The 14,145-nt window shown below is 68.8% G+C and carries 10 protein-coding genes; 5 read left to right on the top strand and 5 right to left on the bottom strand.

The annotated features are described in order from the left end of the window. Nucleotide 1 precedes the first annotated feature (1 nt). Nucleotides 2-199 carry an MbtH family protein gene (locus ABZX67_RS22670; protein ID WP_355362932.1) on the bottom strand — a complete coding sequence of 66 codons (198 nt, stop codon included), beginning with the start codon at nt 197-199 and terminating at the stop codon, nt 2-4. Beyond that, nucleotides 196-1,509: an MFS transporter gene (locus ABZX67_RS22665; RefSeq protein ID WP_355362930.1), complete on the bottom strand. Its 1,314-nt coding sequence runs from the start codon at nt 1,507-1,509 to the stop codon at nt 196-198. Before ABZX67_RS22665 ends, ABZX67_RS22670 begins: the two co-directional genes overlap by 4 nt. A 221-nt stretch (nt 1,510-1,730) precedes the next feature. On the opposite strand from ABZX67_RS22665, the gene ABZX67_RS22660 reads away from it, so the two are divergent. Genes ABZX67_RS22660 through ABZX67_RS22650 form a run of 3 tightly spaced genes read left to right on the top strand, consistent with a single transcriptional unit; the run spans nt 1,731 to nt 3,999 of the window. Next, nucleotides 1,731-2,474 (top strand): alpha/beta fold hydrolase, encoded by a 744-nt coding sequence (locus ABZX67_RS22660; protein ID WP_355362928.1) that lies wholly within the window; start codon nt 1,731-1,733, stop codon nt 2,472-2,474. Next, nucleotides 2,471-3,310, top strand: coding sequence for a metallophosphoesterase (locus ABZX67_RS22655; RefSeq protein ID WP_355362926.1), 840 nt, complete (start codon nt 2,471-2,473; stop codon nt 3,308-3,310). Before ABZX67_RS22660 ends, ABZX67_RS22655 begins: the two co-directional genes overlap by 4 nt. Continuing rightward, complete coding sequence (locus ABZX67_RS22650; protein ID WP_355362924.1) at nt 3,307-3,999, top strand: 4'-phosphopantetheinyl transferase superfamily protein; 693 nt, start codon at nt 3,307-3,309, stop codon at nt 3,997-3,999. The genes ABZX67_RS22655 and ABZX67_RS22650 overlap by 4 nt, the downstream gene beginning before the upstream one ends. Before the next feature lie 54 nt (nt 4,000-4,053). Here ABZX67_RS22650 and ABZX67_RS22645 read toward each other — a convergent pair whose 3' ends face one another. Beyond that, on the bottom strand, nt 4,054-4,665 hold the full coding sequence (locus tag ABZX67_RS22645) for a hypothetical protein (protein WP_355362922.1): 612 nt from the start codon (nt 4,663-4,665) through the stop codon (nt 4,054-4,056). Between the two features lie 836 nt (nt 4,666-5,501). Here ABZX67_RS22645 and ABZX67_RS22640 point away from each other — a divergent pair. Both ABZX67_RS22640 and ABZX67_RS22635 read left to right on the top strand, forming a co-directional pair. Beyond that, nucleotides 5,502-6,425, top strand: a complete 924-nt coding sequence (locus ABZX67_RS22640) for a hypothetical protein (RefSeq protein ID WP_355362920.1) — start codon at nt 5,502-5,504, stop codon at nt 6,423-6,425. A gap of 54 nt (nt 6,426-6,479) precedes the next feature. Next, nucleotides 6,480-8,585 (top strand): AIPR family protein, encoded by a 2,106-nt coding sequence (locus tag ABZX67_RS22635; RefSeq protein ID WP_355362918.1) that lies wholly within the window; start codon nt 6,480-6,482, stop codon nt 8,583-8,585. A 16-nt stretch (nt 8,586-8,601) separates the two neighbouring features. Here the strand turns inward: ABZX67_RS22635 and ABZX67_RS22630 are convergent, their stop codons facing one another. Both ABZX67_RS22630 and ABZX67_RS22625 read right to left on the bottom strand, forming a co-directional pair. Next, nucleotides 8,602-10,221: a protein kinase gene (locus tag ABZX67_RS22630; protein WP_355362916.1), complete on the bottom strand. Its 1,620-nt coding sequence runs from the start codon at nt 10,219-10,221 to the stop codon at nt 8,602-8,604. A gap of 719 nt (nt 10,222-10,940) precedes the next feature. Then, nucleotides 10,941-14,141 (bottom strand): DEAD/DEAH box helicase family protein, encoded by a 3,201-nt coding sequence (locus tag ABZX67_RS22625; protein ID WP_355362914.1) that lies wholly within the window; start codon nt 14,139-14,141, stop codon nt 10,941-10,943. Nucleotides 14,142-14,145 lie beyond the last annotated feature (4 nt).

Here is a 14,145-nt window from a genome sequence, read left to right as displayed (position 1 = left end):
GTCACACCGGCCGCAGGTCGGTCCAGTGTTCCTCCACGTACGCGAGGGCGTCCGTGCGAGGGCTCGCCCCGAGGGCGACGGTCCACCCCGCGGGCACGTCGATCCCGTCGGGCCACAGCGAGTGCTGCCCTTCGTCGTTGACGAGTACGAGATACAGCCCGTCCTCGTCCTCGAACGGATTGGTCCGTACGTCGCTCATTCCTTCTCCCCCTTGTCAGGCTTCGCGTCCGGAAGCAGTACGTCGATGTCGCGCACGGAGCGCCGCGCGAGCCCCCACAGGGCCACGGCGATGCCGAGGAGACCGGCGATGAGCAGCATCGCCGCCATGCCGCTGCCGGGCCCGTCCCCGAGGACCGGCCCGAGCACCGCGAAGAGCCCGGTGCCGGCGCTCGCCTGCGGCTCGAAGACGGTGTCGGCCAGGGGCCCGGACACACCGGTGGCGATCGGCACGGACAGCTGCGACAGGAACATGACGGCGCCGAACACCCGGCCGTGCCACTCGGGCTCCACCTTGGTCTGCACGAGGGAGTGCATGGCCCCGTTGATGAGCGGCATGAGCAGCGCCCCCGCGAAGATCGCGGCGCACCAGCCCACGACCCCGTCGACCAGCGCCATCGCCACCTGCGAGGTCAGGCACATGCCGATGATGCCGAGCATCATGCCGCGCCCCCGGTCGCGCGGCCCGCCCCAGGTGGCCATGAGCAACCCGCCCGCGACACCGCCGACGCCGATGGCGGTGTTGACGGCGGCGAGCGCGGCGGCGTCGTTCCCGGTGCGGGCGAGCACCATGGGCTGTACGGCGGCGAACCCGAAGACCATCACCAGGTTCACCACGCAGAACGTCAGCATCAGATCGCGCAGGCTCGGCTGCCGGAACAGATGCCGCAGCCCGGCCACCGCGTCCCGGAGGATCCGCTTCCGCCCGGTGGCCGCCCCGGTCTTCCTGGCGTCCCCCGCGAACCGCACGACGCGGATGGTGACGAGCGCCAGCACGAAACTGGCCACGTCGACGACGAGGACGACCCCGACTCCGGACAGGGCGACGAGCACCCCGCCCAGCGCGGGACCGCCCACCTCGGCGGTGCTCTTGGCGCTCGCGAGCATGCCGTTGGCCCGCTGGAGCTGGTCGCCCCGCACCAGCATGGGCACGGCGGAGGCCATCGCCGGGAACTGGAAGGCCGCGCTCACCCCGAGCAGGGCGACGGCCGGATACACCTGCCAGGCCTGGAGCCCGCCCCCGGCGAAGTGCACGGCGCACAGGGCCGCGACGACCACGAGCCCGCCGCCGTCGGCGAGTTGGAGGGCGGTCCGCTTGCTGGAGCGGTCGATCAGCGCTCCGGCGACGGGGCTGAGCACCACCTGCGGCAGCAGGGCGCACAGCGACAGCAGGGTGACGGCGGTCGCCCGCTCACCGGCCGACCAGGCCTCGATGACGAACGCGAACCGGAGCACGGAGTTGCCGACCAGCGACACGACCTGCCCGGCCCATATGACCGAGAATCCCCCCATCCCCGCGAAGCGGCCGGGGCGGGGAGCTTGTGACTCGGTGCCGCCCTTGACACGTAAGGACTTGTGCATGACGACCCCGACGTCCGTTTGCGGTTCCGTTGACGGTTCCTCAGCGGCTCGAACTTTCGCACACGAGACCGACTCGATCAACCGTTCGCCGGAGGATCCGCACCGGCCTGGGTAATGTGATGGCCAGTCACCATCGAAACGGGGAAAAGGACATGGCCAGTGACTGGTTCCGCCGGTTCACGCCGGCGCCCGACAGCGGCGTACGCCTGTTCTGCTTCCCGCACGCGGGCGGCGCGGCCGGTGCCTACCTGGCGCTGAGCCGCCGGCTGGCGCCGGAGCTGGACGTGCTGGCGGCCCAGTACCCGGGCCGGCAGGACCGCCGCACCGAGCCGCCGCTGGACGATCTGGGCCGCCTGGTCGACGCCCTGGCCGACGAGCTGACCCCGCTGTGCGGCGACGGGGACCGCCCGTACGCCTTCCTGGGCCACAGCATGGGAGCGCTCGTCGCGTACGAACTCACCCGCGCCCTGGACCGGCGGGGGCTGCCCGGCCCCCGGCACCTGTTCCTGTCGGGCCGGTCGGCGCCGGCGGAGAGCGACACCATGGACCGGCTCGACACCGACGAGGCGATCCTCGCCAGGATCCGCCTCCTCGGCGGCACGGCCGTGGAGATCCTGGACGAACCGGAGCTGATGGAGCTGGTGATGCCGCCCCTGCGCGCCGACTACCGCGCGCTGTGCTCGTACGCCTGGCGGCCCGGCCCGCCGCTGCGCACCCCGCTGACCGTGCTCGTCGGCGACAGCGACCCGCTCGTCCCGGTCGAGGCCGCGGCGGCGTGGCGGGAGCACACGACGGCGGACAGCGACCTGCGGGTGCTGCCGGGCGGCCACTTCTACCTCGACGCCCACACCGAGACGGTGGCCGACATCATCCGTACACCCCTGGAGGCAGCGTGACGCCCGGTCGACTCCTCGCGGTCAGCGACCTGCACGTAGGGCACGGCGAGAACCGCGCCATCGTCGAGAAGCTGCGGCCGGAGACGGACGACGACTGGCTGCTGGTGGCCGGTGACGTCAGCGAGGCGGTCGAGGACGTCGCCTGGGCGCTCGGCGTGCTCCGCGACCGGTTCGCCCACGTGGTCTGGGCCCCCGGCAACCACGAACTGTGGACGACCCCGTCCGACCCCGTACAGCTGCGCGGCGAGGAGCGCTACCTCCACCTCGTCGAACGGTGCCGGAGCCTCGGCATCACCACCCCCGAGGACCCGTACCCGGTCTGGGAGGGCGAGGGCGGCCCGGCGGTGATCGCGCCGCTGTTCCTGCTGTACGACTACACCTTCCGCCCCGCGGGCGCCCGCACCCAGGCGGAGGCCCTGCGGATCGCCGAGCAGGCCGGGATCGTCGGCACCGACGAGTACTACCTCCACCCCGACCCGTACCCGAGCCGGGAGGCCTGGTGCCGGGCCCGCGTCGCCGCCACGGCGGCCCGGCTCGCGCAGATCCCGCCGGACCTGCCGACGGTCCTGGTCAACCACTTCCCCCTCGTACGCGAACCCACCCGCATCCTGCGCTACCCCGAGTTCGCGCTGTGGTGCGGCACCGAGGCCACCGAGGACTGGCCGGTCCGCTTCCGCGCGGCCGCGGTCGTCTACGGCCACCTCCACATCCCGCGCCTGATCCACCAGGACGGCGTGCCGCACCACGAGGTGTCGCTCGGCTACCCCCGCGAATGGAAGCGCCGCGCCGACGCCGCGGAGTACAAACCCGTACGGATCCTGGGAGCCCCGGAATGATCGAGGACCTCCTGCCACCGTCGGTCACGGCGGTCGAATCCTTCACGGACGACACAGTGGACGCCCTCTTCCCGGAAGAGGCGGCCCTGGTGGCGAACGCCGTCGAGACGCGCCGCCGCGAGTTCGCCACCACCCGCCGCTGCGCCCGCGAGGCCCTCGCCAAACTGGGCGCCCCGCCGGCCCCGCTCCTCCGCGACCCCAAGGGCGCCCCCCGGTGGCCGACGGGCTTCATCGGCTCGATGACCCACTGCGCGGGCTACCGCGCCGCCGCGGTGACCCGCGCGGACACCCTCACCTCCCTGGGCATCGACGCGGAACCGAACCTCCCGCTCCCCGACGGCGGCGTCCTCGACCTGGTCACCCTCCCCGAGGAACGCCGCCACCTGTCGTCCCTGGCCGCACGCCACCCCGGCATCCACTGGGACCGCCTCCTGTTCAGCGCCAAGGAGACGGTCTACAAGGTCTGGTACCCCCTGACCCACCGCTGGCTCGACTTCCACGAGGCCACCCTCACCCTGAACCCGACCACCTCGACCTTCACGGCCCGCGTCCTGGTCCCGTCCCCGTTCCCCACGCTCAGGGGCACCTGGCTCTGCCGGGAGGGCCTGCTGGTGACGGCGGCGACGCTCACGTCCACGGACCGCACGCCGACGCACACACCGACACCAGGACCCGCCACGTCTTCGTGAAGGCCGGCCCGACCCGGCGGCGGCGCGGGGCCGGGGCTTCGGAGGCCGGGCGGGTTACGCGTCGGGGTTCATGCCCTGGGCGGTCATCTTCAGGCGGTCGATCTGGAGCTTCGCGAAGTCGTTGTAGTTCGGCTTCACCACGAAGGTGCCCTGGCCGTTCACCACGGCGACGACGCTGCCGATCCGCATCGTGACCATGGTCTCGCCGTCGGCGTCCTCGAAGGCGTCGGTCTCCTCGGCGCCCGCGTTGATCTCGACCGGCTTCACCTTGCCGTCCTTCTCGGCCTTCCTGCGCTCCTCGCTGACCATGGCCTTGTACGTGGCCCTGGCGTCGTCCGGGCTCTGGAAGGCCAGGATGCCGAAGACGACCTCACCGTCGTACTTGGAGCTGTCGCCCTGACCGCTGTCATCCGTGTCGAAGTCGGTGCTGCCCATGCTGAGCAGCCCGCCGCAGTTGGACTCGGTCGATCCGTCGCACGCCTCGACGGCCTCGTCGCCGACCGCGACCTCGATGTCGTCGCCCTCGAAGCCCTGGGGCGCGCTCGCCCTGCTGGGGAGGGCGGTGCGGACCATGTCCGGCGTCAGCGTGACCGGGGGCTTGTCGCCGTCCCCGCGAAAGGCATCCAGGCCGTCGTCCGAACTGCCGCACGCTGTCAGTACGGCCATCAGCACCACTCCGGCTGCGATCCCCCGTGCTGCCTTACTCAACGTCAACCCCTCGCACTCATTGTCCACTTGACGTGGACACTCAAGCGCATGCCGGCTGAGCACACCAAATGCGTCTCGCCCGCCGTCTGCCTTTGTACTCCGTTCATCGGCAGCAGCGGCTGCGTCCCAGTCGCCGAAGTGGAAGATTCCGGTTGGCCGTTTGGCGCGGGTGACAGCGACCTGCGCGCAGCGTCTACCGGGCGCCAGGCAGTCGAGGAGTCCGTCGGCTTGGTCCTTGAGGAACGGGGCGAAGATGTAACGAAGCTGGCCAAAGAGGCGAGAACTGGGGAGCGCGAGCCGAGGTTGGAGCTAGCGCGCTACCATCCCCCTGAGCCTGGCTCGGTGTGGTGGCAGGTGGTTCGGGGGAGTGGATGGCATTCGGACAACCAAGGCGGGTAGATTCTCCGTCTTCGGGGCGATCGCCGCGGCTGGCGATTCTGCACCCCGACAATGACTTGCTTCGTCTGCTCGATGCCGACCCCACTAAGGAAAGGTCCTACTCCCAACCTTGCCGTGACTGGCCCGAGGCCAAGTCGCGCCTCGCGATCCTGCTCGCTGCTCCCGACGAGCGCAGCGATGGACGCGACCGGGAGCAGCAGGAGCGCATCTGGGGTCTGGGCGTAGTGCGCCCCGCTCACGAGACCGATCGGGACCGCAAGGTCGTCGTAACACATGCACGAAGGTTTCGGAGCCTAGTGCCTGTATCAGGGCTCTGGGGCGCCGACGGCGAGCGGGATGCCGCACTCTCCGCGTCGTTACCGGAAAGTGGTCCCGTTACGGTCGGCGCGGACGCCATGTTCACCAGTCTTCTGCGGATCTCACCTGAGGTCGAGGCCGAAGTCCAGAGACTGATGCCTCTGCTCGACGAAGCCCAAGGCTGGAGCGAGGAGGAGCTTCGCTGGCGTGACGAGCGTGATGCTCTTCTGCTGTTCGCCAAGATAGCCGGGTTGCCCCCGAGTGACTTCTCCGAAGTGTGTCTCTGGGACAGGCCGGCCGCCCGGGCGGCCTTCGTCAGCGGGCTCACCGGGACCGCGATTCAGCCGATGCTGGACGATGTCCGCGGGCGGGTAGCACAGAAGTTCAGCGACACCGGGCAGACTGCCGTCCGAGCGTTCGCGAGTCGCCGAGGTAGAGGAAGCCATGACTTCGAGGCAACGTCGATAACCGGTCAGTGGGTGATCGACGGCGGGCGCGGATCCCTCGACGCGTACTACTACCACGTCGACACCGGGACGCTGGTTGTGCTGCGCTATGTCCGCCCCGGTCGGGACGGGCTCTTCTCGCTCGAAACTCGTGACTGTCTGGACGTGTTCCACCGCCGTGTTCACCACCTGTCGAGAGGTATTCGGTGGAGCGCCGACGATTACGGCTTGCTGGACGATCCCCTCTTTCTCCGCGTGCATGAACCGGAGCCCTTCACTGCCGCTCTGTACCGGACGAGCTCCGGCGCGATCTACCCCTACGGACAGATCGCCGCAGCGATCTCAGCCGAGGCGAGGAACGGTCTTCAGGGCCCTTCGACGGCCGCGCTCACCCGTCACCTGGTTCCAACCGACTTCGCGCGGCTGGTGCGCGACGGCTGGTTCGGCGCGCGCGGCGTGCCCTTCGAGACGGCCCTGGACTGGGTGGAGGCCACGATCGACACGGCGGGTGTCGCCTTGGTCGTCGTGGACTTCAGCCACCGGCAGCGTGGCAACGGCTCAGGGATCAAGGCATAGGGCACGCGGGCCCAGGCCATCACCAGGACACCACCAGTGGGAAGGCAACCATTCATGGCCACCTCGGGCGCGGACACACCTCGCCAGGTCATTCAGGTACGCGAGCAGTTGCACGAGACATTCGACGGGGTGATCGACGACAGCGACATCGCCCACTTCCGAGGAGGCAACTACGAGCAGCGCTTCCTCTCCCGCGCCCTGGCGGCCCTCGCGGTACGACGCGTGGCCCAGTGCAGTGCGGCCGAGGCGGCCCGGTTCGTCACGGACGGAATCGCGGACCAGGGATTGGACGCCATCGCCCCCCTGCCGGAGAGCGGGCAGGCCCTACTCGTCCAGGCGAAGTGGAGCGACAAGGGTACGGCGACCTTCGACGTGGATGCCGCAAAGGCGATGGTAGACGGCCTGAACCGGATCGAGAACGAGCTGTACGACCAGTTCAACCAGCGTGCCGCCGACCTCGCCCTGGAGGCCAGGCCCTTCATCGTCAACAAGAAGGCCACTCTGGTCATCGCGCTGATGGGCACCGTGGCGCCCTCCCCGCCAGCACGCGAGGTCCTCGACAACGCTCTCAGCGAGTTCAACCGGCACGGTGCCCGCCTGAGGGTCGAGGTGTTGTACGCCGCCGACTTCCATGACCAAATCCACGCGGACCTCCGACCGGAACCGATTCGCCTGGATGTCCGCCTTGACGACTGGTACCAGCAGAAGGGGCCGCTTGAGGCCTACCAGGGCACGGTCTCCGCCGAGAGCGTCGCCGAGTGGTACGAGACGCACGGCACCGGGTTGTTCGAGCAGAATCTGCGGGCCCCGCTCGGGACCACCGTCACCAACGCGGAGATCGGTCAGACCCTCACGTCCGATCCCACCAAGTTCTGGCACCTGAACAACGGCATCACCATGATCTGCGACTCGCTCACGGCCAGGCACGACAGTGCCAAGTCACCGCAGAGCAGGCCGACCACTCTCACCGTGACGGGTGCGAGCATCGTCAACGGCGCTCAGACTGTACGGGCGGTCGCCAGGGCCATGCACGACGACGGCGAGGCAGCAGCCAACGCCATGCTGAGCATCAAGGTCATCAACACACATCAGGACCGGGAGTTCGGCGTACAGGTCTCGCAGGCGGCGAACCGGCAGAACGCCATCGAGCAGCGTGACCACATCGCCTTGGAACCCGTGCACCAGGCGATCAAGGCCAACCTGCGCGCCGAACTGCGCAAGCAGTACGTGATCAAGCGCGGTGAGCCGGTCGCCGCGCCTGAGACGGGCTGTTCGCTGGACGAGCTCGCCCTCGCCCTCGCCTGCCTCTACCCGGACGCCGAACAGGCCGCCCGGGCCGCCAGTTCCACGGAGAACCTCTGGGAGCAGGGCCCCCAGGGCAGCCACACCCTGCTGTTCAAACGCGAACCTTCTCCGCAGAAGGTCTGGCGCTCCGTGCTCACGCTGCGGGCGGCGCGGAGCGCGGTCTACGAACTGGGCGGCGGGCAGAACACCCGCGAGGCTGCGATCGTGGAGCACGGTGGCTTTCTCGTCACTCATCTAATCTTTCAGCATCTGGGTGCCACGAGCATCGACGACCCCGACTTCGACTGGGACAGCGAGGTCCTGGAGAAGATCCCCGCTCTCGTGCCCGAGCTGGTGCGCCGGCTGACGCACCAGCTGCTCACCGGTTACGGGCCGCGTCCCCAGATCAGGACCGCCTTCCAGACGGCAGCGACATGCCGGGAGCTCGCGAAGCAGATCCTCGGCGACCTGGCCGACGGCGTCGCCGTTCCGGCAGCTCCCGCGAAAGAACGCAAGCCGCGTCGCCCGAACACCGTGCCGCTCCTGGTCGACCGCCGTGTCATCAAGGACGGATCCCCGCTCAAGTACGTGGGTCTCAACGAGCCCGAGCGTGATGCCATGGAGAGGTGGCTGGCCGAAGACGAGATGCGACGCCAGGCCACCTGGGTCAATCACCGGACGAAGCCGATCCTGTGGGCGTACGACAAGCAGCAGTACTCGCCGTCCGGATTGGTGTCGAAGATGTGGGCAGACGCCGAATGGGACGAACGGCCGGTTTCCAACCAGGGGACGGCTCGCTGGTTTGTCACGGATGGCCGCAGCCTGTGGGACCTGGCACAGCGCATCCACAACGAAGACGAAGAGGAAGGCGCATGACGGTACCGGCGGGACGTCAGTAGGGACCCGAGTCCCCCGGGCCGCGCAGTCGGGCGAGGAGGCCAGCGATTTCGCGGGTCTCCTCGTCGTCTTCGCCGAGAAGGACGCACATGTCCTCGTGGAGGGCGTCGAGGACGCCCTCCGCCTCGGTGCGGCGGCCCTCGGAGAAGAGGAGGAGGCCGATGCTGCGGCGCAGGTCAAGAGCGGTCTCGGAGGCGTCTCCATCCACCTCGGAAACGATCTCTAGAACGTCCTGAAACTCCCTTAGGGCGTCTGTGACCTTGCCGAGGTTGGCCCGGCAGTGGGCGGCGTGCCGACGGCACTCCAACGTGCTTTCGCCGGCCGGGCCCGCCGTACGGGAGTAGACGGCGGCCAGATCGTCGAACTCGGGTAGGGCACGCTGGAAATCCCCGCCAGCCATGAGGACTGCCGCGCGCTGCCGCCGCAGACCCAGCACACGGGGATTGTGTGCGCCGAGGGCACTGGCCGCCGTGGTGATCACCGCCTTGAGGACGTCCGCGGCCTGCGAGAACCGGCCCTTCTCGGCGAGGTCCGCGGACCGGGCGTAGGCATCCCGGATCGCGTCCCGCAGCACGGTGTCGGCGCGTGGGGGGACTGGTACGGGAGCCGTCGGCTCGGGTGACGGCGCGGACGCCGTGGACCGCCGCAGCGGTGCGTTCGGCTGCCGGTAGACCACCGTCGGGTCTGGAACCACGGACGGGGAGCCGCCGTCGGCGAAAGGCACAGGGACGGGCGCCGAGCCTGCCTGCGGGAGGTGCCGCGACAGGCGTTCGTACACCGCGTACGCGTCGGTCGGACGCTGCTCGGGCGCCTTGGCGAGTAGGTCCAGGACCAGCGCCTCCAGGTCTTCCGGAACCTCGGGCCGCAGGGTGCGCAGGGGCTTCGGCGACACGTCCATGTGCTGGTGCATGAGCTGGTAGTCGTTGTCGCCGCTGAAGACCGGCTGCCCGGTTAGGAGTTCGTGCAGCACACAGCCGAGCGCGTAGAGGTCGCTTAGCGGCGTGATCTGCGCATTGTCGATCTGCTCGGGCGACATGTAGCGGGTGGTGCCGATGCGGTTGCCGGTTGCCGTGAGCCGGGTGACGTCCGAGCGCAACATCTTCGCGATGCCGAAGTCCAGCACCTTGACCGTGCCGTCCGAGGCGATCAGGACGTTATCCGGCTTCAGGTCGCGATGCACGACCGGGATGGCGTGGGCGTACGAAAGGACCGTGCAGATCTGCGCGGCGATCGACGCGGCCCAGCTTACCGGGAGCCCCACCGCCGCTCCCTCCTCCGCGTCCGTGAGCACCCTGCGCAGGGAGATTCCGCGCACGTACTCCATCACCAGGAACAGCCGGTCGTACGACGCCTGGTCCAACACCGCATCGAACACCTGCGGCACTCCGTGGTGCCCGATCCGCGCGGTGACGCGCGCCTCACGCTCGAAGCGGCGGGCGAACTCCAGCGCCTGCGCGGGTGACACGACGATGTCGGGCCGAATGAGCTTGACCGCGATCTCCCGGTCGAGGACGGCGTCGTAGCCGCGCCAGACCGTGCCCATGCCGCCGGAATCGATCTCTTCGATCAGCTCGTAGCGGCCCTGCTCGCCGATTCTCGCTTCTGCCTGCGCCACGCGCGCGCCCCCGTCGTCCTGATGCCTCGTCAGTCACCCTGTATACGGTACCGAGCGGCGGTGGGGCGCGTGGCGGATGCTACAGCAGGGTGGCCGGCCTTGATGTCCGTGATGAGAGTGCGCAGGCTTCGAGGGAGGCGGTGAGGTAGTGGTCCTCCTGGCCGGCAACGGCTATGTAGCCGTTGCTGTCGGCCTTGTGCCGAGGTGGAAGCACTCTTGCCTTTCGCGCAGAAGAGCCCTTCCTACGTGATGACAGGGGGCTCAGGGAATGCGTATCCATCCAGTGCAGGTGTGCACGGGGCTTGGCGAGCTGCGCGTCGGCAAGGTGAAACTCGGGGCCGTACGTGGAATTCAACCGCACCGTGTCGAGCTGCGGTACGGGGGCCCTCGGCATGCAGGAAGGCGTGTCCCGCTCCGGGAAGACCGTCGCAGCCGACGGAGATGATCCGCAGAGCAGCCTCATGGAACTCGTCCTGTGGCCCGCCCACGGACACTACTGGCTGGCCGTGCCCGCCCCGCGTACCGGCAAACCGGCACTGTCCCGCCCGGACGCGGACTCCCAGAGCGGTCGAGGTCTGGTCCTCGTTGACCGCCTGGCCGCCGCCTGCACCGTCCGCCCCCGCCCACGCGTGGAACGTCCGTGTTCGTAGGGCTCTCGCTCCGCCGGGAAGGTTGACCCGGCGGAGCGGTCGGCGGGGGAAGACGGAAGTCCGGGCGTGTCAGGCCGCCTCGTCGTCGATGTTCTCCTCCCGGCGGATCATCCGCCACGCCGCCCGTCGGGCACTCTGGTTGAGCGACTGCTTGAAACTGTCGTCGTGGCTGAAGTACTGGCGTCCCATGTCAGCGATGGTGTCGATGTGCTCGGCCATCTTGTCCTCGAAAACCTCGTCGAAGACGAGCCCGAAGTTCGCCTCGTCGTTGACCGCGGCCGCGCGGACCTTCGGGTCCGCCTTCGCCTCCGAGAACGGTGTGATCACGTCCTGCTCGGTGAAGTCCGTGCCGAACTTGTCGTTGAACTTCTCGATCAGCTCCGACAGCAGCGACTTCTCCTGCTCCTTGGCGCCGCCGGAGCCCTCGCCGAAGCCGCGCAGCTCCGCCGCTCCCTCGGCGGTCAGCGCGAGGTCGTGCTCACCGGTCTTCTGAATGCGCAGGTGACTGAGGTCGACGTCCCCTATGTCCACACCGCCGTCTCCGCGTCGCGGCAGACGGTTGAGCAGGTGGCGGCCGTAGAGGTAGAGGCACTCGAGGTCGGCGTCGCGGTAGGGCACGATCTGGGAGAGGAAGCCGTACTTCCGCACGTAGTCGTTGAGATCCGCGCGGAACTGCTCGGCGGCCTCGCGGGCGTCCTCGTCCGGGTCGCCCGCCTCGTCCTTGCCGTCCAGCAGCTCGGTGAACCGTCCGACAGCGGGCCCGAGGTGCCGGTACAGCTCCGCGTGCAGCTTCTCCCAGCGGGCCACCGAGCCGGCCGCCTGCTCCTCGGCCTCCAGGTAGGCGGCGGCGAACTCCCGCATCTCCTCCTCGACGAGGATGTCGGCCTGCATGACCTTGCTCTGCGCGGTGTAGAGGAGGTTGGGGTCGGAGGGAAGGGTGTTCGCTTCCTCGAAGTACGGGCGGAAGGAGGCCTTGATGTCCTCGGCGTCGTTGACGAAGTCCAGTACGGCGAGGTCGGCCTGCGACTTGCGGTCGGCGGTGCGGTTCAGGCGTGAGAGGGTCTGGACGGCGCTGATGCCCGCGAGCTTCTTGTTCACGTACATCGTGGTGAGGAGCGGCTGGTCGAAGCCGGTCTGGTACTTCTCGGCGACGACCAGGATGCGGTACTCGCGCTGGGTGGCGGTCCCGCCGGTGCGCACGGCCTTGTCGTCCTTGCGGGTGTACGCGAACGCCTTCGGCAGCGCGGGCTCGGCCAGGCCACCGTTCTCCTTCGACTCGGTCGTCTCCTCACCGTCGTAGGTGAGGGTGCCGGAGAAGGCGACCAGGACGCCGGGATCGGCGTACGCGCGGTCGTCCACGTACTGCCTGATCGCGCGGGCCATCTGCACGGCGCTGTGCCGGGAGGCAGTGACCACCATGGCCTTGGCGCGCCCGCCGAGTCGGCCGGCGGTGTGGGTGCGGAAGTGCTCGACGATCACCTGCGCCTGCTGCGCCACGGTGGAGTCGTGCGTGAGGGCGTACCGGGCGAGCAGCGGATTCGCCTTGGCCGGGTCCACCTCGCGCTCGTCCGGGTTGTTGTTCACCAGCTTCCAGTACGTGTTGTACGTGACGTAGTTGCGCAGGGGATCGAGGATGAAGCCCTCCTCGATGGCCTGGCGCATCGAGTACGTGTGGAAGGGGACGTACGTCGGCTTGCCGTCGACGCTCTCCAGGGTGCCGAAGAGTTCGAGCGTCTTGGCCTTGGGCGTGGCCGTGAAGGCGAAGTAGGAGAGGTTCGAGGCCTTGCTGCGTTGGGTGGCCTTACGGACGAGCTTGGCGTCGGTCGTGGCCCCCGCCTCCAGCTTGGTCGCCCCGGCCTCGTCGGAGTCGGAGTCAAGGCCCAGGTCACGCAGCGCCGCGCGTACGGCCGTGGCAGCGTCGCCGGACTGCGAGGAGTGCGCCTCGTCCACGATGATGGCGAAGTTGTGGCCCTGGATCTCGGTGGGGTTGCGCCGAAGGTAGTCGATGAGGGCCGGGAAGGTGTGCAGCGTGACCGTGATGATCTTCCCGGTCTCGCGGGACAGCGCCTTGGCGAGCTGGTCGGACTTGGCGCCGTGCTTCTCGTCGATCTTCACTACCAGGCCGGCGGTCTTCTCGAAGCTGCCGACGGTCTCACGGAGCTGGGCGTCGAGATTGCGGCGGTCGGTGATGATCACGACCTTGTCGAAGACGGGCACGCCGGGCTTGAGCCCGGAAGCCAGGGCCTCGGGGTCGATCTCAGCCGCGTCGGTGGGCGTGTGCAGCGACGACAGGCGGTGCGCCAGCCACCCGATGGTGTTCGACTTGCCGGAGCCGGCGGAGGCCATGCCCAGGTAGTTGTGGCCGGCGCCGTGGCGGGCCGCGTGGGCGGTGAGCTTCTTGACGATGTCCCACTGGTGGTAGCGCGGGAAGATCAGCTTCTTCCGGGTCCGACCGTCCGGGCCCTTCTCCTTGCTGAGGTGCACGAACCGCTCGATCAGGTCGAGCCAGGTGTCCCGCTCCCAGATCTGCTCCCAGAGGTAGGACGTCGCGTACGTCCCGGGGACGGTGGGCGGCGGATTCCCTGCCCCGCCCGGCTTTCCAGGGCCTTCGGATCCGGTGTTGAACGGCAGGAACCGCGTTGCCTTGCCGCGCAGCTCGGGCGCGACGTAGACCACGTCCGTGTCCACGGCGAAATTCGCGATCACTCGGCGTGCGAAGATCAGCTCGGTGGGGTCCCGTTTGACGCGGTACTGCTCCTTGGCGTGTTCTGCCCCCTGCCGTGTGAGGGCATTCTTCAGTTCGGCGGTTGCCAGCGGAATCCCGTTGAGAAAGAGGGTGAAATCCAGCTCGTTACCTTTGTCGGCCTGCTTCGTCGCGTACTGCAACTCCCGGACGAAAGTCAGCCGGTTCGCCCGGTAGTCGTCCAGGACCGTGTCCGACGCGACGAGCGACGGCTTGAAGTACGCGAGTCTGATCAGGACACCGAGGTCCTTCACGCCCTTGCGGAGTACGTCCAGTACGCCCTCGGTCGCGATCGCTTGGTCCACACGCTTGGCGAACCCGGCCTGAGCGGTGTTGCGATCCCCGCCGTAGAAGGTGATCAGTTCCTCCCAGGAGTCGGCCTGGGTCTTGCCGATGAACTCGAAGAGCTGGGCGGTGTCCAGGCCGAGGTGGGGCTGGTAGTACTGCCTGTCTCCTTCACTCCAACCGCGTTCCAGCAAGGCGGCGGCTATGGCGTTTCCGAAGGCTGCTTCGTCGTGGACGGACATGAGC

The sequence above is a fragment of the Streptomyces sp. NPDC003036 genome (assembly GCF_040611175.1).
In the GTDB taxonomy this organism is placed as follows: domain Bacteria; phylum Actinomycetota; class Actinomycetes; order Streptomycetales; family Streptomycetaceae; genus Streptomyces.
The sequence above is the reverse complement of the archived record's forward strand: the minus strand, read 5'-3'. Positions and strand labels throughout refer to the sequence as shown.